20 protein-coding genes are annotated in these 24,230 nt (G+C 67.3%); 6 read left to right on the plus strand and 14 right to left on the minus strand.

Annotation, left to right across the window (positions count from 1 at the left end; genetic code table 11):
* Window positions 1–262 precede the first annotated feature (262 nt).
* Window positions 263–598, minus strand: a complete 336-nt coding sequence (locus AC5P6X_RS20425; RefSeq protein WP_012511947.1) for a Rieske (2Fe-2S) protein — start codon at window positions 596–598, stop codon at window positions 263–265.
* Between the two features lie 178 nt (window positions 599–776).
* On the opposite strand from AC5P6X_RS20425, the gene AC5P6X_RS20430 reads away from it, so the two are divergent.
* The 4 genes from AC5P6X_RS20430 (at window position 777) to AC5P6X_RS20445 (ending at window position 3,956) form a co-directional block, all read left to right on the plus strand.
* Window positions 777–1,058, plus strand: a complete 282-nt coding sequence (locus AC5P6X_RS20430; protein WP_005410817.1) for a hypothetical protein — start codon at window positions 777–779, stop codon at window positions 1,056–1,058.
* A 75-nt stretch (window positions 1,059–1,133) separates the two neighbouring features.
* Window positions 1,134–1,850, plus strand: coding sequence for a fumarylacetoacetate hydrolase family protein (locus tag AC5P6X_RS20435; RefSeq protein WP_012481114.1), 717 nt, complete (start codon window positions 1,134–1,136; stop codon window positions 1,848–1,850).
* 54 nt (window positions 1,851–1,904) lie between these two features.
* The gene (mscL, locus tag AC5P6X_RS20440; protein WP_014038282.1) at window positions 1,905–2,309 is read left to right on the plus strand and encodes a large-conductance mechanosensitive channel protein MscL; all 405 of its coding nucleotides are present in this window, start codon (window positions 1,905–1,907) and stop codon (window positions 2,307–2,309) included.
* 225 nt (window positions 2,310–2,534) lie between these two features.
* A complete protein-coding gene (locus AC5P6X_RS20445; RefSeq protein ID WP_019660192.1) occupies window positions 2,535–3,956 on the plus strand; it encodes a M28 family peptidase in 1,422 nt (473 codons plus the stop codon).
* A 161-nt stretch (window positions 3,957–4,117) separates the two neighbouring features.
* On the opposite strand, the gene AC5P6X_RS20450 is transcribed toward AC5P6X_RS20445, so the two are convergent.
* The 8 genes from AC5P6X_RS20450 to AC5P6X_RS20485 form a co-directional block, all read right to left on the minus strand.
* Window positions 4,118–4,951, minus strand: coding sequence for a TrmH family RNA methyltransferase (locus tag AC5P6X_RS20450; protein WP_049448781.1), 834 nt, complete (start codon window positions 4,949–4,951; stop codon window positions 4,118–4,120).
* Window positions 4,944–6,464, minus strand: a complete 1,521-nt coding sequence (locus tag AC5P6X_RS20455) for an alanine/glycine:cation symporter family protein (protein ID WP_005414320.1) — start codon at window positions 6,462–6,464, stop codon at window positions 4,944–4,946. The genes AC5P6X_RS20450 and AC5P6X_RS20455 overlap by 8 nt, the downstream gene beginning before the upstream one ends.
* Window positions 6,465–6,726: 262 nt before the next feature.
* Window positions 6,727–7,323 carry a GNAT family N-acetyltransferase gene (locus AC5P6X_RS20460; RefSeq protein WP_099606033.1) on the minus strand — a complete coding sequence of 199 codons (597 nt, stop codon included), beginning with the start codon at window positions 7,321–7,323 and terminating at the stop codon, window positions 6,727–6,729.
* Entirely contained in the window at window positions 7,316–10,441 is a 3,126-nt protein-coding gene (locus AC5P6X_RS20465) for an efflux RND transporter permease subunit (RefSeq protein WP_049448776.1), read from the minus strand. The genes AC5P6X_RS20460 and AC5P6X_RS20465 overlap by 8 nt, the downstream gene beginning before the upstream one ends.
* Window positions 10,438–11,544, minus strand: a complete 1,107-nt coding sequence (locus AC5P6X_RS20470) for an efflux RND transporter periplasmic adaptor subunit (protein WP_049448774.1) — start codon at window positions 11,542–11,544, stop codon at window positions 10,438–10,440. Before AC5P6X_RS20470 ends, AC5P6X_RS20465 begins: the two co-directional genes overlap by 4 nt.
* A 274-nt stretch (window positions 11,545–11,818) precedes the next feature.
* Window positions 11,819–13,882: a TonB-dependent copper receptor gene (locus AC5P6X_RS20475; RefSeq protein ID WP_149501304.1), complete on the minus strand. Its 2,064-nt coding sequence runs from the start codon at window positions 13,880–13,882 to the stop codon at window positions 11,819–11,821.
* A 71-nt stretch (window positions 13,883–13,953) separates the two neighbouring features.
* Window positions 13,954–14,385: a DUF2946 domain-containing protein gene (locus tag AC5P6X_RS20480; protein ID WP_087802747.1), complete on the minus strand. Its 432-nt coding sequence runs from the start codon at window positions 14,383–14,385 to the stop codon at window positions 13,954–13,956.
* Window positions 14,386–15,057: 672 nt separating this feature from the next.
* Entirely contained in the window at window positions 15,058–16,041 is a 984-nt protein-coding gene (locus AC5P6X_RS20485; protein ID WP_005410828.1) for a LysR family transcriptional regulator, read from the minus strand.
* 207 nt (window positions 16,042–16,248) lie between these two features.
* Between AC5P6X_RS20485 and cysK the strand changes: the two genes are divergently transcribed.
* The gene (gene cysK, locus AC5P6X_RS20490) at window positions 16,249–17,208 is read left to right on the plus strand and encodes a cysteine synthase A (protein WP_005410829.1); all 960 of its coding nucleotides are present in this window, start codon (window positions 16,249–16,251) and stop codon (window positions 17,206–17,208) included.
* Window positions 17,209–17,475: 267 nt separating this feature from the next.
* Complete coding sequence (locus tag AC5P6X_RS20495) at window positions 17,476–18,075, plus strand: O-acetyl-ADP-ribose deacetylase (protein ID WP_108270619.1); 600 nt, start codon at window positions 17,476–17,478, stop codon at window positions 18,073–18,075.
* Between the two features lie 92 nt (window positions 18,076–18,167).
* On the opposite strand, the gene AC5P6X_RS20500 is transcribed toward AC5P6X_RS20495, so the two are convergent.
* From AC5P6X_RS20500 to AC5P6X_RS20520, 5 genes are all read right to left on the minus strand, one after another.
* The gene (locus tag AC5P6X_RS20500) at window positions 18,168–19,313 is read right to left on the minus strand and encodes a hypothetical protein (RefSeq protein WP_005414328.1); all 1,146 of its coding nucleotides are present in this window, start codon (window positions 19,311–19,313) and stop codon (window positions 18,168–18,170) included.
* A 129-nt stretch (window positions 19,314–19,442) separates the two neighbouring features.
* On the minus strand, window positions 19,443–20,447 hold the full coding sequence (locus AC5P6X_RS20505; protein WP_005410832.1) for a class I fructose-bisphosphate aldolase: 1,005 nt from the start codon (window positions 20,445–20,447) through the stop codon (window positions 19,443–19,445).
* Window positions 20,448–20,643: 196 nt separating this feature from the next.
* Window positions 20,644–22,110 carry a pyruvate kinase gene (gene pyk / locus AC5P6X_RS20510; protein WP_005410833.1) on the minus strand — a complete coding sequence of 489 codons (1,467 nt, stop codon included), beginning with the start codon at window positions 22,108–22,110 and terminating at the stop codon, window positions 20,644–20,646.
* A 216-nt stretch (window positions 22,111–22,326) separates the two neighbouring features.
* On the minus strand, window positions 22,327–22,980 hold the full coding sequence (locus AC5P6X_RS20515; protein ID WP_108270620.1) for an HAD hydrolase-like protein: 654 nt from the start codon (window positions 22,978–22,980) through the stop codon (window positions 22,327–22,329).
* Window positions 22,977–24,152, minus strand: a complete 1,176-nt coding sequence (locus AC5P6X_RS20520; RefSeq protein ID WP_108270621.1) for a phosphoglycerate kinase — start codon at window positions 24,150–24,152, stop codon at window positions 22,977–22,979. Before AC5P6X_RS20520 ends, AC5P6X_RS20515 begins: the two co-directional genes overlap by 4 nt.
* Between the last annotated feature and the right edge of the window lie 78 nt (window positions 24,153–24,230).

Genomic DNA, 24,230 nt, shown 5'->3' on the forward strand with positions numbered 1-24,230 from the left:
CGAAGCAACAGCAACAGCGGGCATTCCGTGGGATGGCGGGGCACTGTGGGTTTGCGGGGACGCCGTAAACCCATCCATGGGGGCTTGGTCGCGGCATCCATGCCGCTCACACCCCGCAAACCCACAGTGCCCCGCCTTCGACAGGTTCACGCGGCTGGTGGTGGGTGCCGACCGTTGGTCGGCACGGATCTCGCTCTGGTAGGTGTCGACCTTGGTCGACACGGCTTTTGTAGAGTCGAGCCGTGCTCGACTGTTTCTGGCCTCAAGCCAGATAGACCTGCCCGTCGCGCACGTCCACCGGCACCGCGCGCAGGCGGTCGCCCTTGCAGGGGCCGGCGATGCAGTCGCCGCTGTCCAGCGCGAACGAGGCGCCATGCGCGGCGCAGACCAGGTGGCCTTCACGGCTCTTCAGGAACTGGCCCGGGGCCCAGTCCAGGCGGCGGCCGGCGTGCGGGCAGATGTTCAGGAACGCGCGCACCTGCGCACCGTCGCGGTACAGCACCAGCGATTCGGCATCGCCATCAACCACCGCTTCGACCTCGGCAAACGCGCCATCTGCAATGGCATCAAGGGCGATCAGGGCGGCAGCGGCAGTCATGGCGAAGGCTCGGACAGTAAACCCGCATTGTCGCACGCCCACTCAGGTGACTGGCTGCGACATGAACACAAGTCATTGATCCGTAATAAGCACAGGCTATATTTAACGAGTTTTTCACTCAATGACAGTGGCGCGTCCCGATACTCTGGTTTCGCTGATCCCAGCCTATCGAGCCGCCATGTTCAATCGCGCATCCGCCTTCAACCAGTTCCGCACCCTGTTCGCGCCGCGCAAGCCGCGCCATCCGTTGGTGCGCGTTGCCGTGGGCCTGCTTGGCCTGGCGATCCTGGCCGCGATGGTGTTCATCGGCGTGTTCGTCGGTGCGGCGATGATCCTGGTGGGCCTGGCGTGGAAGCTGCTGGCCTCGCGCAAGCCGGGTGTTGCCCGTCCGGTCGACCCGACCGTGGTCGAAGGCGAGTACCGCGTGGTACGCAAGCCGGTGTTGCCGGCCTCGCGCTGATCCACCTCCTGCGCGCCCGCTGACGGCGGGCGCCATGCGTTCTAGACTGCGGGCACGCCCTTCTTGGATGCCCGCATGTCCGATGTCTCCGATGTGATCCCTGCCGTAGCCCTGCCGCGTGTACCGGTGGTGGGCGGTGGCAGTTTCCCCGTGCACCGCATCTACTGCGTCGGCCGCAACTTCGCCGACCACGCCCGCGAAATGGGCGCGGCGGTGCCGGCGGCCGATGACCGTGGCCGCCCGATGTTCTTCAGCAAGCCGGCCGATGCGATCGTGGTCGGCCATGACGACGCCATCCCCTACCCGCCGGCGACCGCCAACCTGCACCACGAAGTGGAGCTGGTGGTGGCGATCGGCCGTGATGCGCCCGCAGGCGAACTGGCCGTGGCCGATGCCGAAGCACTGGTCTACGGCTACGCCGTCGGCCTGGACCTGACCCGCCGCGACCTGCAGGCTGCGGCCAAGGACAAGGGCCACCCGTGGGACGCGGCCAAGGGCTTCGATGCCTCCGCGCCGATCAGCGAAATCGTCCACGCCGAAGAGGTCGGCGACCTGGCCGCGCTCAACCTGTCGCTGGAGGTCAACGGCGAGGTGCGCCAGCAGGCGCTGCTGGACCAGATGATCTGGAACGTGCCGGAGATCCTGCACGAGCTGTCCAAGCTGTGGCAGCTGCGTGCCGGCGACCTGGTGTTCATGGGCACCCCGTCCGGCGTGGCTGCACTGAAGCCCGGCGACCGCTTCAGCGCGCGCCTGGAAAACGTGGCCGAGCGCCACGGCGTGATCGCCGGCTGACATCACCTGCGCTACCCTGCGCGCTGTCCACTTCCCCACCGGAGAAAAACAACAATGGGAATGCTCACCGAGTTCAAGGAATTCGCGATGCGCGGCAACGTCATCGACCTCGCCGTCGGCGTGGTGATCGGCGCGGCCTTCGGCAAGATCGTGACGGCGCTGGTCGAGAAGATCATCATGCCGCCGCTGGGCTACCTGATCGGCCGCGTGGACTTCTCCAGCCTGGCCTGGACCCTGTCGCCGGCCCACCTGGGTCCGGATGGCAAGGAGATTCCGGCCGTGGTGGTTGGCTACGGCGACTTCATCAATACCATCATCCAGTTCGTGATCGTGGCCTTCGCCATCTTCATCGTGGTCAAGGCGATCAACCGCCTGTCGCGCAAGCAGGAGGCTGCACCGGCCGCACCGGCCGAGGAAGTGGTGCTGCTGCGCGAGATCCGCGACAGCCTGAAGAAATAAGGCGGCAGAACGGTAGTGCCGGCCGCTGGCCGGCAAGGCCAGCACATACGGAAGCCGGCCAGCGGCCGGCACTACCGCAGCTGCGCGAAAGCCCCGCTCCGGCGGGGCTTTCGCTTTGCCGGACATGGCGGAAAACAGCGTTCGCGCCAGCCATGACCTCCCGCCCATGCGCCGGGCTGAACGACTGTTAAGCTCCAAGGCTTAGGTCCCTTCCCGGAGTTGTCCATGCGTCGCCGCGTCCTTGCCATCGCATCCTCCCTCGCCCTGCTGGCCGCCCCGGCCTTCGCGGCGCCGCATACCACCACCCTGCCCCCGGCGTCGCTGGCCACCGCCGCACAGCTGCGTGACCAGGCGCTGGCCGATGACACCGGCTGGAAGGTGGTCGAATCGCTCACCACCGAAATCGGCCCGCGCATCGCCGGCAGCGAGGCCGACGCCCGCGCCGTGGCCTGGGCCGAAGCCAAGTTCAAGGCACTGGGCTTCGACAAGGTGTGGAAGGAACCGGTGACCTTCCCGAAGTGGGAGCGCCGCAGTGAACACGCTGCCGTGACCGGCAAGAACCCGCAGCCGCTGCAGATCACTGCGCTGGGCGGCAGCCCGGGCGGCACGGTGGAAGCGGAGGTGGTGCGCTTCGCCGATCTGGCCGCCCTGCAGGCGGCACCGGCCGGTTCGCTGAAGGGCAAGATCGCCTTCGTCGATTACCAGATGCTGCCGTTCCGCGATGGCCGCGACTACGGCCGCGGCGGTGCAATCCGCAGCAAGGGACCGTCAGAAGCGATCCGCAAGGGCGCGGTGGGCTTCCTGATGCGCTCGGCCGGTACCGACTCCCACCGCGTGCCGCACACCGGCATCACCCGTTTCGATGATGGCCTGACCCCGGTGCCGTCGGCGGCACTGTCGGTGCCCGATGCCGACCAGCTGGCGCGCCTGCTGGCCCGTGGCAGCACCACGGTGAAGGTGGCACTGGACTGTGGCTGGGATGGTACGGCGACCTCGTACAACGTGATCGGCGAGATCACCGGCCGCAGCCTGCCGAAGGAAGTGGTGGTGATCGGTGGTCACCTGGATTCGTGGGACCTGGGCACCGGCGCCGTGGATGACGGCGCGGGCGTGGGCATCACGATGGCCGCCGGCCACCTGATCGGCCAGCTCAAGCAGGCACCGAAGCGCACCATCCGCGTGATCGCCTTCGCCAACGAGGAGCAGGGCCTCTACGGCGGCAAGGCCTATGCCGAGGCACACGCCAAGGACGTGGCCCTGCACCAGCTGGCCGCCGAGAGCGACTTCGGCGCAGGCCGCATCTACGCCTTCAATACCGGTTCACCGAATCCGGAAGGCTCACGTGAAGCGACGAAGCAGATTGCCGAAGTGATGAAGCCGCTGGGCATCGAGTACCAGGCCGACAAGGGTGGCCCGGGCCCGGACGTCGGCCCGCTGGCCGCCAAGGGCGGTGCGTGGGCGTGGCTGGCGCAGGACGGCTCGGACTACTTCCACCTGCACCACACCGCCGACGACACCCTGGACAAGATCGACCCGAAGGCGCTGGCGCAGAACGTGGCCGCGTATACGGTGTTCGCGTACCTGGCGGCGGAAGCCGATGGCAGTTTCGGCAGCGAAGCCAAGGCGACCACGCCTCCGAACGAGTGATGCGGTGGTGCCGGGCCATGCCCGGCGAGCGCAACTGGAAGCGCGGTGCGAACCAAGGTTCGCACCCACCAAGGCGGGTCCTGAATCAGGAACCCGGCAGGGTCAGAGCCCTCGCCTGCGGCGAGGGATCCGACCCCGATCATGCGACCCCGGATACGGGATCACCCGCGTCGACTGGCCCACTGCGCCAGCAGCACGGCCGTGGCCGAGGCCACGTTCAGGCTCTCCACCGCGCCACTGCCGGGAATCGAGACCCGCATGTCGCATTCGCTGGCCAGGCCGCGGTCCATGCCCTCGCCTTCGGCGCCCATCACGTACACCAGCCGCTCCGGCAGCGACGCACGGAACACGTCGTCGCCACCCTCAACGAGGGTCGCCGCCAGCCCGAAGCCGGCACTGCGCAGCTGCGCCATCGCCTCTGCAGTCTCCGGCAACTGCACCAGCGGCACCGACTCCGCCCCGCCTTCGGCCACGCGTGCGGCAGCACCGGACAGCGCCAGCGTGCTGCCGGCCGGCAGCAGCAGCGCCTTGACGCCGAAATGCGCGGCCGAGCGCAGGATCGCGCCGAAGTTGTGCGGGTTGCCGACACCATCCAGCCACAACGCCAGCACCGGGCCCTGCTCCAGATCGGCCAGCCACTGCGCCAGCGGCACGACCGGCGCACGCAGCACGTCGGCCACCAGGCCCTCGTGATGGGTCGTGGCAGCCAGCTTGTTGAGATCGCCTTCCTCCACCACGCGATAGCCCACGCGGTTGGCCACGCACCACTTCAGCACCGGCTGCATGCGCGGAATCAGCGCGTCCACCAGGTACAGCTTGCGCAGCGCCTGCGGGCGCTTGGCGAACAGCGCCTGTACGGCGTTCCAGCCATACAGGCGCAGTTCGTCGTTGCCGCGCCCCGGCGGCGGCGGGGTGCCGCCCTCACGCGGTGGCAGCGGGGTGGCCCGCGGCGGTCGCGACGACGGGCGGCGGGCATTCTTCCAGGGATCATTCACTACGGGACAACTCCAGCTTGCGTTGACGCCAGAAATCGGCGTTCTTGATGCCCAGGGCATCGGGGTCGAAGATTGGATCGAGGCCGAGCTTCTTCTGTCGTTCGTAATCACGCAGGGCGAGCATGGCCGGCTTCTGGATGATGAGGATGGCAATGATGTTCAGCCAGGCCATCAGGCCGACGCCGATGTCACCCAGCGCCCAGGCCAGGGTCGCATTATGGAACGCGCCGAACACCACCATGCCGATGATGCCCAGGCGCAGCACCAGCACGGTCAGCGGGCGCTTCCTGTTGTGGTTCACATAGCTGAGGTTGGTCTCGGCCATGTAGTAGTACGCCATGATGGTGGTGAAGGCGAAGAAGAAGATGGCGATGGACACGAACGCCGAACCCCAGCCCGGCAGCACGGCTTCTACGCCGGCCTGGGCGTAACCGGCGCCTTCGGGAATGCCGGCCAGGCCCTGGAAGATCGGCGGGGCGCCGGCACCTGCGGGCGAGTAGACGTTGTAGGTGCCGCTGGCCAGGATCAGGAAGGCGGTAGCGGTGCACACCATCATCGTGTCGAAGTAGATGGCGAAGGCCTGCACGTAGCCCTGCTTGGCCGGGTGCGAGACTTCCGAGGCGGCCGCTGCATGCGGGCCCGAACCCTGGCCGGCTTCGTTGGCGTAGATACCGCGCTTGATGCCCCACTCCACTGCCAGGCCCATCATCGCGCCGAACGCGGCGTGGGTGCCGAAGGCGCTGCTGAAGATGATGTTGAACATCTCCGGCACGCGGTCGTAGTTGATGATCATGATGACGATGGCCATCAGGATGAAGCCGGCGGCCATGAACGGCACCACCACTTCGGCGAAGTTGGCGATGCGCTTGACGCCGCCGAAGATCACCACGCCCAGCAGCAGCGCGACCACGATGCCGATGCCCAGCTTCAGCGCCTGCACCGACTCCATGCCGAAGGCCTGGCCATCGAGCGGACCGCACAGGGCAGTACCGCGGCAGGCGTTGATGATGCTGTCGGCGATCGCGTTGGCCTGCACGCCCGGCATCAGGAAGCCGGCGGCGATGATCGTGGCGATGGCGAAGGCCAGCGCGTACCACTTCAGGCCCATGGCCTTTTCGATGTAGTAGGCCGGGCCACCGCGGTAGCGGCCTTCAGCGTCCTTGGTCTTGTAGATCTGCGCCAGGGTGCATTCCACGTACGACGTGGACGCGCCGAGGAAGCCCATCACCCACATCCAGAAGATCGCACCGGGGCCGCCGAAGGCGATGGCGGTGGCCACGCCGGCGATGTTGCCGATGCCCATGCGGCCGGCCATCGACATGGCCAGGGCCTGGAACGAGGACACGCCGGCGTCGGATTTCTCACCCTTGACGGTGAGGCGGCACATCTCGAGGAAGCCGCGGATCTGCATGAAGCGCGTGCGCAGGCTGAAGAACAGGCCGGCGCCCAGGCACACGAAGATCAGTGCCTTGCTCCAGATGATGCTGTTGATGAAATGTACGGTTGCTTCCACGCGCGCTCTCTCCAGTCGGCGGGTTGTAAGGACGTCCCGTCGGCTGGAAGGGACCGGTCGATTCTCCCTGATCGAAGGCCGCTGCGGTAGCGCCGGATCAATGGGGGCTGCGGGATGGGTGGGTGGGATGGCTGCGCTGACGCCATGATGCCCGGTAGAGTCGACTGTTGGTCCACTGCCGTTGGCCCCGGTCGCAGAAGAGCCCGCGCTGCGCGCGATAGTCGACTGACAGTCGACTCTACCCCTCCCCTTCCCCGGCTGCTCAGGGCAGCTGGGTGCGCACCCGGGCGAAGCGGCGCAGGTCGTGCAGGACGCCGCGCTTGTAGACCGCACAGCGCTCCACGCCCTCTTCCTGGAAGCCGTTCTTCTCCAGCACCCGGGCCGAGCCGAGGTTGAAGTCGACCACGGTAGCCTGCAGCCTGAACAGGCGCAGTTCGTCCATCACCCACGGTGCGAACAGGCCGACCACGCGGGTCATCACGCCCTGGCCCCAGTAGGCCTGGCCCAGCCAGTAACCCAGTTCGGCGGTATGCCCACGCTCGGCCACGCCCTGCTGGGCACCGACGCTGCCGCAGGCCTGGCCGTCGATCTCGATGGCCAGGTTCAGGGTTCCGGGGGCCAGCACGCGGCCGGCGAGGAAGGCCTCGCCATCCTCGCGCGTGTACGGGTACGGAAAGCGATCACGCAGGCCCCGCGATACCTCGGCGTCGTTTGCATGGCGCAGCAGGGATTCCAGGTCTTCCGGGCGCCAGGGGCGCAGGCGGAAACCTTCTCCCTGTAGTGGCGGGGTCAGAGCCCTTTCCGTTCCGGAAAGGGATCCGACCCCTGGTCCGACCCCGCCGGCAGGCCGGTCAGGCATGCCCGCCCACCGAGGGCGATTCGGCTTCCTGCTTCTCCAGCTCGCGCTTCACCGCTTCCGGCGAGCGGGTGTACGGGGCCAGCCGCGCGTAGAACGCCGGCACCACGAACAGCGACAGGAACGTCGAAAGAGTCACGCCGAAGATGATCACGATGCCGATCGTGCCACGGCTGGCCGAGCCGGGGCCACCGGCCACCACCAGCGGAATCGCGCCGACCACGGTGGCGATCGAGGTCATCAGGATCGGGCGCAGGCGCACCATCGCCGATTCGATGATCGCCTCGCGCACGGTTCTTCCGTCGTCGCGCAGCTGGTTGGCGAATTCGACGATGAGGATGCCGTTCTTCGCTGCCAGGCCGACCAGCATGACGATGCCGATCTGGCTGAACAGGTTCACCGTACCGCCGCTCACCCATAACCCGACCAAGGCACCGAGCACGCCCAGCGGCACGGTCAGCATGATGGTGAGCGGGTGGATGAAGCTCTCGAACTGCGCGGCCAGCACCAGGTAAACCACCAGCAGGGCCATGGCGAAGGTCAGCAGCACCGCGCCACCCGCACTCTGGTACTCGCGCGATTCGCCCTTCCAGTTCACCTGCGCGTACTGCGGCAGTTCCTCGCGGGCCACGTTCTGCGCCCAGGCGATGGCCTCGCCCAGCGGATAGCCCGGTGCCAGGCCGGCGGTGATGGTGATCGAGCGCAGGCGGTTGAAGCGGTTCAGCGTGCCCGCCTCGGCCACTTCACTGAGCGTGACCAGGTTGGACAGCGGCACCAGTTCGCCGGAGGTGGCACGCACACGGATCGCGGCCAGGTCGGCCGGGCTGGCACGGCCATCGCGACCGGCCTGCACCAGCACGTCGTACTCTTCGCCGTTGTCGACGAAGGTGGTGACGCGGCGCGAGCCCATCATGGTTTCCAGTGCCGAACCGATCGCGGTGACCGGCACGCCGAGATCCGCCGCACGCTGGCGGTCGATGTTCACCCGCATCTGCGGCCGGGTTTCCTTGTAGTCCGAATCCGGGCCGACCAGGCCCGGATTGTCGGCCATGCGCAGCAGGATGCGGTCACGCCACTGCGCGATCTCCGCGTATTCCGGGCCGCCCAGCACGATCTGGAATGGCTGGCCGCCACTGCGCACCAGCCCGCCGCCCACCTGCGTACGCACGCGCACGCCGCGGATGGTGTCCAGTTCCTTCTGCAGTGCGTTGGCCACGTCCGGCGTGGCCTCGCTGCGCTGGCGCCACGGCTGCAGGAAGATGCTGACGCGGCCGGTGTGCATTTCCTCGCTGGCACCGAAGCCGCCGGGCACGCGGGGGTTGGCACGCACGATCGGCTTGTCCGGGCCGACGTGAGGGGCCAGCAGCGCTTCCACCTGCTGTACCTGCTGCACGGTGTAGTCGTAGCCGGCGCCTTCCGGGCCGTCGATCATGATCTGGAACGAACCGCGGTCTTCGGCCGGCGCCAGCTCCGACGGCAGCAGTTTCAGCAGGCCCCAGCTGGCGGCCAGCGCGGCCACCATCACCAGCAGGTAGATCCACGTGCGGTCCACGTGATGGTCGAGCACGCGGCCATAGCCGGAGGCCAGGCGCTCCAGGTTGCGGTTGACGAAGCCATGCAGGCCGCGCGGTGCCTGCCCGGTGTGCGGCTTGAGCAGTTTGGAGGCCATCATCGGCGTCAGCGTCAGCGCCACGAACGCGGACAACGCAACCGCTGCCGCCAGCGCCACCGCCAGTTCGCGGAACAGGCGGCCGGTATTGCCTTCCAGGAAACCGACCGGCAGGAACACCGCCACCAGCACGGCGGTGGTGGCGATCACCGCGAAGGCGACCTGCGTGGTGCCACGCTTGGAGGCCACCAGCGGGGGCTCGCCCAGGTCGATGCGGCGCTGCACGTTTTCCACCACCACGATCGCATCGTCCACCACCAGGCCGATGCACAGCACCAGGGCCAGCAGGGTCAGCAGGTTGATCGAGAAATCGAACGCATACAGCGCGATGAACGCCGCGACCAGGCAGACCGGCACCGTCACCGCCGGGATCAACGCGGCGCGGAAACTGCCGAGGAACAGCCAGATCACCGCCAGCACCAGGATCATCGCTTCCACCAGCGTGGCATAGACGCGGTCCACCGCCGCTTCGATGAAGGTGGTGTTGTCGAAGGCGACGAAGATCTGCGTGCCCTTGGGCAGGGTCAGCGCCACCCGCTCGGCTTCAGCGCGCGCGGTACGCGCCACGTCCAGCGAGTTGGCAGTGGAGGTCTTGACGATGCCCAGGCCGATGCCCGGCTCGCCGTTGCTGCGGTAGTACGCGCGACGCTCGGCCGAAGCCAGTTCAATCTTCGCCACGTCGCCCATGCGCACCACGTAACCGTCGCGGCCCTTGCCCAGCGGGATGGTCGCAAAGTCTTCCGGCTTGATGTAGTTGCGCTCCACGCGCAGGGTGAAGTCACGGTCGGTCGACTCGATGCGGCCGGCCGGCAATTCCACGTTCTCGTTGCGCAGTGCGGTTTCCACATCGCCAGTGGTCAGCCCGCGCGCGGCCAGCTGGTCACGGTCCAGCCAGATGCGCATCGCATAGCGCTGGCGGCCACCGATGCGGACCTGGGCCACGCCATCGAGGCTGGAGAAACGATCGACCACGTAGCGGTCGGCGTAGTCGCTCAGCTCCAGCGTGTCCATGGTCGAGGACACCATGTTGAACCAGATGATCGGGTCGGCATCGCTCTCGACCTTGGCGATTTCCGGCGGACGCGCTTCTTCGGGCATGCGGTCGGCGACGCGGCTGACCGCATCGCGCACGTCATTGGCCGCCGCTTCGATATCGCGGTTGGAGGTGAACTCGATGCTGACCTGCGAGCGGCCGTTGGTGCTGCGCGCATTGATCGTATCGATGCCTTCGATGCCGGCCAGCGCATCTTCCAGTACCTGGGTGATGCGGCTTTCGATGACCGCCGCCGAGGCGCCGGTGTAGTCCACCGACACCGACACGATCGGCGGATCGATGGCGGGCAGTTCGCGCAGGGTCAGGCGGGTGAAGGACATCACGCCCAGCACCAGCAGCAACAGGCTCATCACCACGGCGAACACCGGCCGCTGGATGGAGATGTCGGACAGCTTCATCCGCCGTGGCCCTCGGCCGCGACCGGCGCCGGTGCATCCGCCGGCTTGGCACCGCTGGCCGGGGCCGCATCCTTGGCCGCGACCTTCAGGCCCGGGCGCAGCTTGCCGGTGCCATCGACCACGATGCGCTGGCCGGCTTCCAGGCCCTGCTTGATCTCAACCACGCCGGCACGGCGCGCACCGGTCACCACGTCCACGCGCTCGACGCTGTCGTCGCTCTTGATGCGGTACACGAACGTGTCGCGGCCCACCTGCACCACGGCGATTTCCGGCACCACCAGCGCCGGGCGCTCGGGGCGGAACAGGCGCACGTCCAGCAGCATGCCCGGGCGCAGCGCGTGGTCGCTGTTGGCGAAATCGCCGCGCACGGTCACCGCACGGGTCGCCGGGTCGATGCGTGCGTCGATGGTACTGACCACGCCCTCGAAGGTGCGGCCCGGCCACGCCACGCTGGTGGCGCTGACCTTGTCACCGACGCCCAGTGCGGCCAGTTCCACTTCCGGCACCTGGAAATCGATGTGCATGTGCTCGATGTCGTCGAGCGTGGCGATGACCGTGGTCGGAGTCACCAGCGAGCCCGGGCTGACCTGGCGGATGCCGAGCACGCCGGCGAAAGGTGCGCGTACACGGCGATCACCGATGTCGGCCTGCATCTGCATCACGCGCGCCTCGGCGGCATCACGGATCGACTTCTGCGTATCCAGCGTGGCGCTGGACACCAGCCGCTGGGAGGCCAGCTCGCGCTGGCGCTTGTACAACTGGTCGGCCTCGTGGAAGGTGGCCTGCGCCTGCACCAGCGCCGCTTCCTGGGCCTGCCCGCGCAGCGTCACGATCGGTGCGCCGGCGGCGATGTGCTGGCCGCTTTCGAAATGCACCTTCTCGACGATTTCGCTGACCTTGGCGGTGACGCTGATCGACTCGCGCGCCTTGGCCGTGCCCAGCGCCTGCAGGGTGTCGTTCCACTGCATGGGCTGCACCACCTGCGCCGTGACCGGCACTGCTTCGCCCTGCCGACGCGCGGCGGCCTCCTGTTTGCCTGCGCACCCGGCCAACACGGCCAGGCTGAGGCCAAGGGCCAGGGTCGAAGCGATACGAGCCAACATGAATGGTCCTGATTGATCCACGGCCGCCGAGTGTAGGCAAGGCCCCGCAAAAGCGGTATGTGCCAAGCGTTTACCATCGTGGAACCGAAGCCGTGATAGCGCCTTGAACCCGTTCCGTGCAAGGCTGCCCTTGGCGGTGTCGGCGTGTGTCGGGTTGTATCCAGCCGTGCACCACGGGCGTTGCCATCGTAGAGTCGAAGCTGCCCGACAGAGGGCGTCGGGCGGGGACGGATCCTGGCGGGGATCCGGCCCCGGTTTTTTTTCACCCGGCGGATCAGTACCGGTAGTTCACCTTCATCCACAGGCTGCGCCCGGGCTCGTTGATGCGCACCGGGTCGGCCGGGAAGCCGAAGTCGGCACTGCCGGCCAGGTTCAGGTGCTCGCTGTAGACGCGGTCGAACAGGTTGTCGACGCCCGCGCTGAGCTGCAGCTGCGAACTGAAACGGTAGGCTGCGTTGAGCCCGAAGGTGGCGAAGCCGGCACTCGGCCCCAGGTCCTGCGCTACCACATTGCCCTGGCCATCGGCGACACGATGCTGGTGGGTCACCGCGCGCAGCAGCGCACCGGCACTCCAGCGCTCGCCTTCCCAGTTCGCACTCAGGCGCGCTTCCAGCGGTGGCATCTGCGGCAACGGACGCTGCTGGTCGCGGTTCTCACCCCAGGCATAGGCCAGCGTGCCACCCAGCTTCCACTGCCCGGCCAGGCTCACTTCCAGCCCGGCTTCGGCACCGGCGATGCGCGCATCGACGTTGCGGGCCTGGCTCATGCCCATCATGCCGCTGCCGTGGTAGGTGAACAGGATGTAGTCCTGGATCTGCCCGGCGTACGCCGAAACCCACGCCTGCACACGCGGCCCCTTGTACTGCAGGCCGACGTCGAGCTGGGTGGTGCGCTCGGGCTGCACGCCGGTGAACGCGTTCACTGCACCGGCCGGGCCATGGTTGGGCGAGAACAGCTCCCAGTAGTCGGGCATGCGCTCACTGTGACCGAGGCCGGCGTACCAGGTCAGGCGATCGGCAAGGTCCTGCTCGTAACGCAGGAAACCGCTGCCGAGCCATTCCTTGCGCGTCTGCCCGGCGCTGGGATTGGGCCGGTTGCCCATCATGCCGCGGATCGATTGCCGCTCATCGCGGACGCTGGCACGGTCGATGCGCAGGCCACTGATCCAGCGCTGGTCGGTGCCGGCGCCCAGGGTCAACTCGGTGAACACGCCGTAGCGGCGGAAGTTGGCATCGGTCTCCCAGGCGGCCTGGCGGTAGGTGTCGCGGCCCATGCCCATGCGGCCACGATGGCGGCTGTCTTCGCCATCCACACCGGCCACCAGTTGCACGTCCTGCCAACGCCACTCGGAACTGACCCGGCCGCCCTGGGTACGGCGGTCCACGTTCGAGGCCATCGGCATCGGCATCATGCTGTGCGGGTTCGGCGTGCGCAGCGTGTAGTTGTCCATCACATGGTCGGCTTCGTTGTAGTACACGTTGGCCTGCAACGTATCCCACGCACCGGGCAGGTTGCGCTTCTCGAAGCGCGCGGCATAGCTGGTGCGTTCGAACGCAGCACCGTCCATGCCGCGCCCGGCGTAGCGCGCAATGGCATCGCCGGCACCGGCGGAGATTTCCAGCAGCGTGTCGGCATCCGGCGTCCAGCCGATGGCCACGTCACCGTTCCACTTGCGCCACTTCGACGGCACCACATCACCGTGGCCGTCCTTGTAGTCATCGGCCTCGGACCGGTTGCCGCTGGCGCGCACATAGCCGGTCGGATTGCCCAGGGTCAGGTCCAGCACCTGGTCGTTGCGGTTGCGCGAGCCGACCAACGCGCTGGCATCGGCACGCAGGCCTGGTTCATCGAAGCGCGGCGTGTCGCGCTCGAAGCGCACGGTACCGGCCGAGGCACCTGCGCCCCAGCGCACGCTCTGCGGGCCCTTGATGATGGTCAACCGGTCGAAGCTTTCCGGCGCGATGTAGGACAGCGGATTGTCCATGCGCGACGGGCAGGCACCGATCAGGTTGCCGTCGTTGCTGAGGATGTTCAGGCGCGAACCGAACATGCCGCGCAGCACCGGGTCGCCGTTGGTGCCGCCATTGCGGATGGCAGAGAATCCGGGAACGGTTTTCAGGAAATCGGCACCATCACTGGCCGGCACCGGCTGCCGCGGCAGGCGTGGGTCGGTCACCCAGTGCAGCGGCGAGGACGGTGCGGCGGCGGTGACCACCATCGTATCGAGGGTACGCGCCTCTTCGGCAGGCGCAGCGTAGGCCAGTGACGTGGTCACGGCCAGGCCAAGGGCAACCGGCAGGCGCGCGCAGGCGCCCGCGGGGCGGGAAGTCATTTTCATCGGAACAGCTCCAAGGTACGCACGCGCGCACGGCGCCCGGTCAGGCGTCGTGCGGCAGATTCACGGGGATATCAGCGGACGATGGAGACGCGCGGTGGCCCACGTGCGGCATGTGCGGGCCAGTGCGGTGCGGGCAGCACCTGTTGCGACCACGGGAACACCAGGCGCGGCCGCCACAGCAGCGGCAACAGCAGCACCAGCACCGCCAGCCATGGCAGCAGGCGCATGGCCAGTACACAGTATTCGCAGGCTTCGCCATGCATGGCGTGGGGATCGGCCGCGGGGCGGGGCGCTGCCGGCGCGGCGCCGTGCTGATCGTGCCCGGCCATGGCCATGTCGTGCATGTCATGGCCCATGGCGGCGTGGTCCATGCCCGCCATTGCAGTGTGGTCCATCGGCGGCGCCTGCAGCGCGCGGCTGACCAGCGGCGCAAGCACCATCAGCAGCGTCGCCAGGATGGCGAGCTGGAGCAGAAGACGCTGCGGGCGGGACAGGCGGGTCACCCCGCTAGTGTAGAGGCGGGTCCAGGGTTACCCGTGCGACGAACCGTCGCAGGAGGGGGTTTATCGGCAGGGCTGCGCCCTGCACCCGCTGCGAGCTGGAGCAACAGCAACAGCCGAAGCAAAAGCGGGCTTCCTGTGGGTAGGCGGGGTGGGTCCGGTTGCAGGAGACGCCGTAAACCCCGCTCCGCGGTCCGGCCCAGCCGCTGGCGGCTGTGCGTTCGGGCGCTTGCGAAGCAGTGCTTCGCAAGCAAAGCGCCCTCACCCATGGGGGCTTGGCCGCGGCATCCATGCCGCGGACACTCCCGCAACCGGACCCACCCCGCCTTCGACAGATCTCTGCGATCTGCAGTAGATCCACGCCATGCGTGGATGAATCTCCATCGGAATCGAATATTTCGAACTGGAATCGAAAAGCATCCACGCATGGCGTGGATCTATCGTGTCGACCAAGGTCGACACCTACCGACAGCCGCCGGAATCTGTCAGAGGTAGGGCGGTGTCGGAGTGCGGGGTGTCAGCCGCATGGATGCGGCTGCCAAGCTTACAGGGACGTACTTGCAGCGTCCCCGCACTCCGACACCGCCCCGCCAACCCACGGAATGCCGCTTCTGCTGTTGCTGTTGCCTTTGTCCGCAGCAGGTGCAGGGCTGCAAGCCCTGCTCGACCAACCCCTCACACCGTGATGGTCTGGGTCAGTGACTCCCACGTCGGGGGCACCGGCCACGCGGCGGCCTGGTTGCCATCCAGCACCCTGCGCAGATCGCGCGGATCAATCTGCGGTGCCAGCACGTGCACCAGCTCCAGCGCGTAATCGCGCAGCACCCGGTCGCGCGGCAACACCGCCCAGGCAATGCACTCGCTGATCGGGTCCGGCGCCGGCCACGAGCGCAGGTCTTCGTCGCTGGAACTGACCGCCATCTCGGCCAGCAGGCCCACGCCCAGACCGGTACGCACATAGGTCTTGATCAGGTCCGCATCGAGCGCGGTCAGCGCCAGGTCCGGCGCCAGGCCGTTTGCAGCGAAGGCGCGCTGCAACGAGGAATTCGGGCGGGTCGAGGATTCGTAGCTGATCAGCGGCTGCCGGGCCAACGCGGCCAGGTCCGGCGCGCGGCCGGCGCGGTCCAGCGGGTGCCCCTTGGGTACCACCACCAGGCGTCGCCAGCGGAACAGCGGCACCGCGATGCCATCGGTGGGCTCACTGCCGGCGGTGCTGATGATCGCGATATCCGCGTCACCCTGGTTCAAGCGGTCCAGTGCGTCGGTTTCACCGGCCTGCTGCAGGTGCACGCTCACCTGGGGATAGGCCTGCTTGATCGCTGCCACCGCCGGCGGCAGCACGAAGCGCGCCTGCGTGTGGGTGGTGGTCAGGATCAGCTGGCCCTGGCTCTCGCGGCGCTGGTTGGCCGCGTAGGTGCGGATGTTGTTGGCCTCGGCCAGCACCGCGCGGGCGCGGGCGATGACCTCGGTGCCGGCCGGGGTGACCGACTCCAGGCTGCGGCCCTTGCGCACGAACAACAGGAAGCCGAGCTCGTCTTCCAGCTGCTTGAGCTGCTTGGACAGGCCGGGCTGGGTGGCGTGCACGCGCGAGGCGGCCAGCGTGATGTTCAGCTCGGCGTCGGCGATGGCGACCAGGTAGCGCAGCTGGGTCAGCGTCATGGGAGGCGGGCGGCGTGGGGCGGAGGTCCACTCTAGGGTCAATTGCCGTCACCAACTTATAACCAAAGGTTGTTTAAGAAAGGTATCTGGTCATTTCCGGGCGTCATATGCCGGCGCTACGGTCAGCCGGCAGCCGCTGGCCTGAACAGCCAGCCCTCCCCTTCTGCCCGCCGGCGTCCGGCGCGGCCCTGTTTCCGGAGCGCTTCCATGGCCCTGTACGACTCCATCCTCGATACCGTCGGCAACACCCCCATCGTCAAGCTGCAGCGCCTGGCGCCGCCGCAGGTCAGCGTCTACGCCAAGGTCGAGTCGTTCAACCCAGGCGGCTCGGTCAAGGACCGCCTGGCGCTGGCGATCATCCTCGACGCCGAAGCGCGTGGCCTGCTCAAGCCGGGCGACACCATCGTCGAAGCCACTTCTGGCAACACCGGCGTGGCGCTGGCGATGGTCGCCGCCGCGCGCGGCTACAAGTTCGTGGCGACCATGGTCGAGACCTTCTCGGTGGAGCGCCGCAAGCTGATGCGCGCCTATGGCGCCAAGGTGATCCTGACCCCGGCCGCCGAACGCGGCAGCGGCATGGTGCGCAAGGCGCGCGAACTGGCCGAGCAGCACGGCTGGTTCCTGGCCAGCCAGTTCGCCAACCCGGCCAATCCGGCGTATCACCGCAACACCACCGCCGCCGAAATCCTGCGCGACTTCGCCGGCAAGCGGCTGGACTACTTCGTCAGCGGCTGGGGCACGGGCGGTACGCTCACCGGCGTGGGCGAAGTGCTGAAGGTCGCGCGTCCGCAGACCCGCATCATCGCCACCGAGCCAGCCGGCGCCGCACTGCTGAAGGGCGATGACTGGAAGCCGCACAAGATCCAGGGCTGGACCCCGGACTTCGTGCCCGACGTGCTCAACCGTGATGTGGTGGATGAACTGCTGACGGTGGAAGATGACCGCGCGATCGCCACCGCGCGCCGACTGGCCGCCGAGGAAGGCATCTTCGTCGGCATCTCCGCCGGCGCTACCGTGGCCAGCGCACTGGACGTGGCCGCACGTGCCGAACCGGGTTCAGTGATTCTGGCGATGCTGCCGGACACCGGTGAACGCTACTTCTCCACGCCGCTGTTTGCCGACGTGAACGAGGGTTCCGACGACGACTGGCTGGCCGGCCTGCCGTGACACCCGGGCTCAGAGCCCTTTCCATCCGGAAAAGGCTCTGACCCCATCCTGTTACATGCCCGGGGTCGGCTCCCTTTTCCGCAGGGAAAGGGCTCCGACCCCCTTCTGCTTCAGCCTGCATGAAGGCGTCGCCCGCCATCGTGCGTGAAGGCCGTCGGATCGCAGCGCGTGAGACGGTCATGACGCAGTATCGATGCCCTGTCCCCTACCGTGGGAACAGCCGGCGCAGATGCTGCGCGGATCACCTCACAGGCAGGAGACGGACGCATGAAGATCGAAGTTTGGCAGGGCGACATCACGACCCTGGCGGTGGATGCGATCGTCAACGCGGCCAATGAAACGCTGCTCGGTGGTGGCGGTGTCGACGGCGCGATCCATCGTGCGGCCGGGCCCGCGTTGCTGGCCGAATGCGCGCAGCTGCCGGAGCTGCGCCCGGGCGTACGTTGCCCGACCGGCGAAGTGCGCGCCACCAGTGCTTACGCTTTGCCTGCACGCTACGTACTGCACACGGTGGGCCCGGTCTGGCACGACGGCCAGCGCGATGAACCGGCGTTGCTCGCCAACTGTTACTGGAAGTCGCTGCAGCTGGCCGAATCGCTGGGCGTGCAGTCGATCGCATTCCCAGCCATCAGCTGCGGCGTATACGGCTATCCGCTGTACCAGGCCGCGCAGATCGCAGTGACCGAAACACTGGCCTGGCAGCGCAGCCACGCGCAACCGATTCGCATCGTGCTGGTGGCGTTCAATACCGCTACGGCCAAGGCCTACCAGCAGGCGTTGAGTGCCGCCGGGCAAAGCGCCGACAGCGAACCGCGCGGGTCGATGCTGCCGCCCCTGGGTGACGCGGGTTTTGCCGCCGCGCATTGAATCGCGACGCAGCGCGGAAAGGAAAAGGCCGGGCATTGCCCGGCCTTCTCAGTTGCACCATTGATGTCATCCACGCATGGCGTGGATCACGCTCAACGACTGGCAGCTTCCACCGCAGCGGCGTCATCGGCCACGGCGGCTGCAGCGTCGGCAGCGGCACGTGCAGCCGAGGCGGCAGCGCCATCGGCGCTGGCCCCTTCCACCTGCACGCGCACCTCGACCATGCCTGCGCCATTGTTCAGGCTGGACACGTCGACGGTGTAATGACCGGCCGGCAGAGTCTCCTCCAGGCGCGAGTTGGTACCGTTGCCACCGTCGTCGTCGGTCAGCTCGACATCGCCACCGACCACGCGCAGCACGGTATCGACCTGGCTGGAAATCGCATCCAGGCGCACGTCGGCCGGCCGGTCCAGGGTCAGCAGGAAGCGGCGACGGCCTTCGTTGTCCAGCATGGTGTACACGCTGCCCGACTTCGGCAGGGCAGTGCCATCGCGCTCGACCAGATTCCCCGGCAGTTCGATGCGGGAGGCAGACAGGGTGAACATGCCATTGACACCGCTGCCGAGGCCACGCGCGGTCAGGGTGTACTTGCCCGGCTTCAGCGACAGGGTCAGCCGCGAGTTGGTGCTGTCGTTGCCATCGTCGTTTTCGGCTTCAACGCCCTGGCCCGACAGCTTCAGCACCGGATCGAAGACATCCGACACCAGGCGGATTTCGTACAGGCCGGCCTTGTCCACCTGCAGGGTGTAGTCCTGCGAATCACTGGCCAGCATGTCCACGATTTCGCCACTGCCCGCCAACGGCTTGCCGTCGTAAGGTTTCAGCTTCTCGGCTCGCAGGCGATACGGACCAAAGGCGGTCGGGCCATCGGCATTGACCGCCACCTGGTAGGTGCCGCCGCCATTGGCACGGAACGCCAGCGAGACGTCGCCTTCGCGTTCGTAACCGGTGTTGCTGGTGGAAACAAGACTGCCGTTGTTGAAAACGGCGATCGAGCCGCTGAGGGCACCAGTAAGTTTCAGGCCGACCAGATCCTTGTCTTCCAGCTTGATCTGGTAGAGCTGGTGATGGCTGCCATCATTGAAGTTGATGCCGCTGCGCGAGGTGATCTCGCCGGACACCGGCTTGTCGAAATCGAGCGACGCGGCCTTGCCTGCCTCTGCGCCGCCGCCGATACGGTTGCACCCGCCGGCGACCAGGACCGTGGCTACGGCCAGTGTGATTGCTGCCAAACGCATGTTGTTTCTCCTTGGCCTTCCATGTGGTTCCCGCGTACCGGCCGGGCACGCGGGGGCGGAAAAGATACCCGCAAAAGCAAACGCCGGCGTGATGCCGGCGCTGCCTTGTTCATCCAGCGATGGGACGGATCAACCGTTCCACTTGCCCAGCGCAGCCAGGCCGTTGTCCTTGGCACGCTCGTACACGGTCTTCTGGGCGGCTGCGTAGTTGCCCTTCATGTCCTTGGCCCACAGCTTCAGCGCGGCCTGCTGCATGGCGCGGCCGTAGGAGAAGCTCAGCGGCCACGGCAGGTTGCCCAGCTGGTTCATCGCGTTCAGGTGCTCGGTGGACTGCTCGTCGCTCTGGCCACCGGACAGGAACACCACGCCCGGCAGGATGGCCGGCACGGTGCTCTTCAGGCACATCACGGTCGACTCGGCCACTTCCTCGACGTCGGCCTGCTCATCGCAGTTCTTGCCGGAGATGACCATGGACGCCTTCAGGATGGTGCCTTCCAGCAGCACGTTCTGCTGGTACAGCGCGTCGAACAGCGAACGCAGGGTGGCTTCGGTGACTTCGTAGCAGGTCTCGATGTCGTGGTCGCCGTCCATGATCACTTCCGGCTCGACCATCGGCACCAGGCCGCATTCCTGGCACAGGGCGGCATAACGGGCCAGCGCATGGGCGTTGGACTCGATGCAGGTGCCCGACGGAATGCTCTCGCCGATGTTGATGACCGCACGCCACTTGGCGAAGCGCGCACCCAGCTTGTAGTACTCCTGCAGGCGCTCGCGCAGGCCGTCCAGGCCTTCGGTGACCAGCTCGCCCGGGCAGCCGGCCAGAGGGTGCGCACCCTTGTCCACCTTGATGCCCGGAATCATGCCGTGGTCGGCCATGTACTTGGCGAACGGCACGCCGTCCCTGGTCGACTGGCGGATGGTTTCGTCGTACAGGATGGCGCCGGAAATGTGCTCGTTGAGCTTCGGCGTGGTCAGCAGCAGCTCGCGGTAGGCACGACGGTTCTCCTCGGTGTTCTCGATACCGACGCCGGCGAAACGCTTGGCGATGGTAGCGGTGGATTCGTCGATCGCGATGATGCCCTTGCCCGGGGCGACCATGGCCTGGGCGGTTTCGGCCAGCTGTTCGATGCTCATGTATTTCCTGTGGCGGGTGCGGGAAAAACGTAAGTATAGCCCCGCTGCCCGTTGCCCCGGTGTCGAGGCCAGGATGGAAACGATTCCAATGTCCGCGCAGGACAAGGGATGTCCTGCGGCATGGGGTCAGAGCCCCTTTGGGGATCTGACCCCGGGTCGGATCCGCGCAGCGGCTCCGACCCAAGACCGACTGGGTTTACAGATCGCCCAGCCCAATGGCGCGGCCGTCTTCACCCACTTCCAGCAGGCGCAGGGTATTGGTGGCACCGTGGGTTTCCATGTGCTCGCCGCTGGTGAACACGACGCGGTCGCCGGCCTGCAGCAGTTCGGCTTCCACCAGCAGGCGGATGCTGCCGCGCGCGGCTTCGCGCGGGGTCAGGCCGCGGCTGTCGAAGTTGATCGGGAACACATCGCGCATCAGCGCCATCTGCCGGCGCGCGCCGTCATGGCGGGTCACCGCGAACACCGGCGCCTTGGCGCGGAAACGCGATAGGTAACGCGCGGTGCCACCGGACTCGGTCATTGCCACGATCGCGCGCACGCCCACGTGCTGGGACAGGAACATGGTGGCCATGGCAATGGCCTGGTCGGCACGCTCGAGGTTGCGCGGCGAAGCGTTGAAGTCGGTCTCGGTCTGGAACTGGCGCTCGGCCCCCAGGCAGATGCGCGCCATTGCTTCGACCGCCTTGACCGGCCAGGCACCTGCAGCGGTCTCGGCCGACAGCATCACCGCATCGGTGCCGTCGATGACCGAGTTGGCCACGTCCAGCACTTCGGCACGGGTCGGAATCGGGCTTTCCACCATCGACTGCAGCATCTGCGTGGCGGTGATCACCACCTTGTTCTGTGCCAGCGAGGCCTTGATGATCTTCTTCTGCAGGCCCGGCAGTTCGGCATCGCCGATCTCCACGCCAAGGTCGCCACGGGCGACCATCACCACGTCGCTGGCCTCGACGATTTCTTCCAGGTTCTCAATGGCCTCGGTGCGCTCGATCTTCGACACCAGTGCAGCATCACAGCCATGCGAGCGGGCGATGTCACGCGCATCGTTCATGTCCTGCGCGTTGCGGCAGAACGACACAGCGATGAAGTCGACACCGATCTTGGCGACGATGCCGATCAGTTCCTTGTCGCGCTCGGTCAGCGCGCCCAACGAGAGGCCGCCGCCCTGCTTGTTCAGGCCCTTGCGGTCGGACAGCACACCGTCGTTCAGTACGGTATTGATGATGCGTTCGCCCTGCACCTCCACCACCTGCAGCTGCATCAGGCCGTCGTCGAGCAGCAGGACGTCGCCCGGACCCACGTCCTGCGGCAGGCCGAGGTAGCTCACACCCACCTGGGTGGCATCACCCGGGCCGGCGCTGGTGCTGGCGATCAGGTCGAAGCGGTTGCCCGCCTTCAGCTGCACCTTGCCTTCTGCGAAGCGCTCGATGCGGATCTTCGGGCCCGGCAGGTCGGCCAGGATGCCCACTTCCACGCCGACGCGGGCGGCGGCGGCACGCACTTCGGCGGCACGCTTGGCCTGGCCGGACGGGTCACCATGGCTGAAGTTGAGGCGCACCACGTTGACGCCGGCGCGGAACAGATCCTCCAGCACGCCCGGCGGATCAGTGGCCGGACCGAGGGTGGCAAGGATCTTGGTGCGACGCTGACGCTCGAACATGGTGAATGGGCCTCTCCCGATAAAGAACGGAAATTAGCACATCCTTCACGCCGCATGTATACGGTTACAGCCTTGTGCTGCCTGACTTCGCGGGTCATGGAACGGACATCACCCGGACATACGCTGGCGCAGGGTGTTCTGTAGAGCCGGGCCATGCCCGGCTGCACCGTGGGCCGCAATCAGCCGAGCGTGGGGCCAGCTCTCCAGGCGGGGTGGCTAGGCCAACAGCGTCTTCAGCTGTGCCGGCTCGCGAGCCAGCTGGCCCGCACCGGCTTCGGTCAGTTCGGCCTCACCGCCAAAACCCCACAGCACGCCCACGCTGCGCAGGCCGTGGTGGCGTGCGCCCTCGATGTCCATGCGGCGGTCGCCGATCATCCAGCACTGTGCGGGCTGCAGCTGCAGGCGGCGCAGTGCCTCCCCGACCAGCTCGGGCTTGTGGCTGCGCGAGCCGTCCAGGGTCGAACCGACGATCTCCTCGAACAGCCCGCCAAACGGCAGGTGCGCAAGGATGCGGCGCGCATGCGGCTCGTTCTTGGCGGTGACCACCGCCAGGCGGTGGCCTCGGCCATGCAGCGTGCGCAGGGTGTCTTCCACCTGCGGGTACACCGTGTGTTCGCGCCAGCCTTCGGCATCGAAGCGCTCGCGGTAATAGCCCACCGCCTGCTCCACCCGCGCTGGTTCGACGAACAGTGGCGTGAAGGTGGTACGCAGCGAAGGACCGATCCAGCCCAGCAGCGTCTCCTGCGGCGGCACCGGATGGTCCATCTTCTGCAGCGCATAGGCGATGCAGGCGGTGATGCCCACCTGCGAGTCGATCAGCGTGCCGTCCAGGTCGAAGAACAGGACATCCTTGCCGTGCCCGGCACTCATGCGCCGCGCGCGTCGAGTGCGGCCACCGCCGGCAGGGTCTTGCCCTCCAGGAACTCCAGGAACGCGCCGCCGCCGGTGGAGATGTAGCTGACCTGCTGGGCGATATCGAACTTGTCGACCGCCGCCAGGGTGTCGCCGCCACCGGCGATGGAGAACGCCTTGGAGCTGGCGATGGCGCGGGCCAGCGCTTCGGTGCCCTTGCTGAAGGCTTCGAACTCGAACACACCGACCGGGCCGTTCCAGACCACGGTGCCAGCCTTCTCGATCAGCTGCGCGTACTGCGCCGCGGTCTGCGGGCCGATGTCCAGGATCAGATCATCTTCGGCAACGGCGTCGACCGCCTTCACCTCGGCGACCGCGTCGGGCATGAACTGCTTGGCGGTCACCACGTCCACCGGCAGCGGGATGTCGGCGCCGCGCGCCTTGGCATCGGCCACGATCTTCTTCGCGGTGTCCAGCAGGTCCGGCTCGTACAGCGACTTGCCGACGTTGTAGCCGGCGGCAGCGATGAAGGTGTTGGCGATGCCACCACCGACGATCAGCTGGTCGACCTTGCCGACCAGGTTGGCCAGCAGTTCCAGCTTGGTGCTGACCTTGCTGCCGGCGACGATGGCCAGCAGCGGCTTGGCCGGTGCATCCAGCGCCTGCGCCAGCGCGTCCAGTTCGGCCATCAGCAGCGGGCCACCGGCAGCAACCGGGGCGAAGCGGATGACACCGTGGGTGGAGGCCTGCGCACGGTGCGCGGTGCCGAAGGCGTCCATCACGAACACATCGCACAGGGCGGCGTACTTCTTCGACAGGGCTTCATCGTCCTTGCCCTCGCCGACGTTCATGCGGCAGTTTTCCAGCAGCACCAGCTGGCCCGGCTGGACCTCGACGCCGTCGACCCAGTCGCGCACCAGCGGAACCTCGCGACCGAGCAGCTCGGACAGGCGCTGGGCCACCGGCGCCAGCGAATCGGCCTCGCTCCACACACCTTCCTTCGGGCGCCCCAGGTGCGAGGTGACCATCACCGCCGCGCCCTGCTCCAGCGCGTGCTTGAGCGTCGGCAGCGAAGCAGTGATGCGCTGTTCGGAGGTGATGCGGCCATTCTCGATCGGCACGTTCAGATCCTGGCGGATCAGCACGCGCTTGCCGGAGAGGTCGAGGTCGGTCATGCGGACGATGGACATGGGCAACTCTTTGGCTCGGGGACGGGATGCCGGGGTACGGCAGACGGCCATTGTATCGGGTGCGGGTGGTGGGAGGGC

Source organism: Stenotrophomonas sp. YJH_SMC_40 (assembly GCF_059368615.1).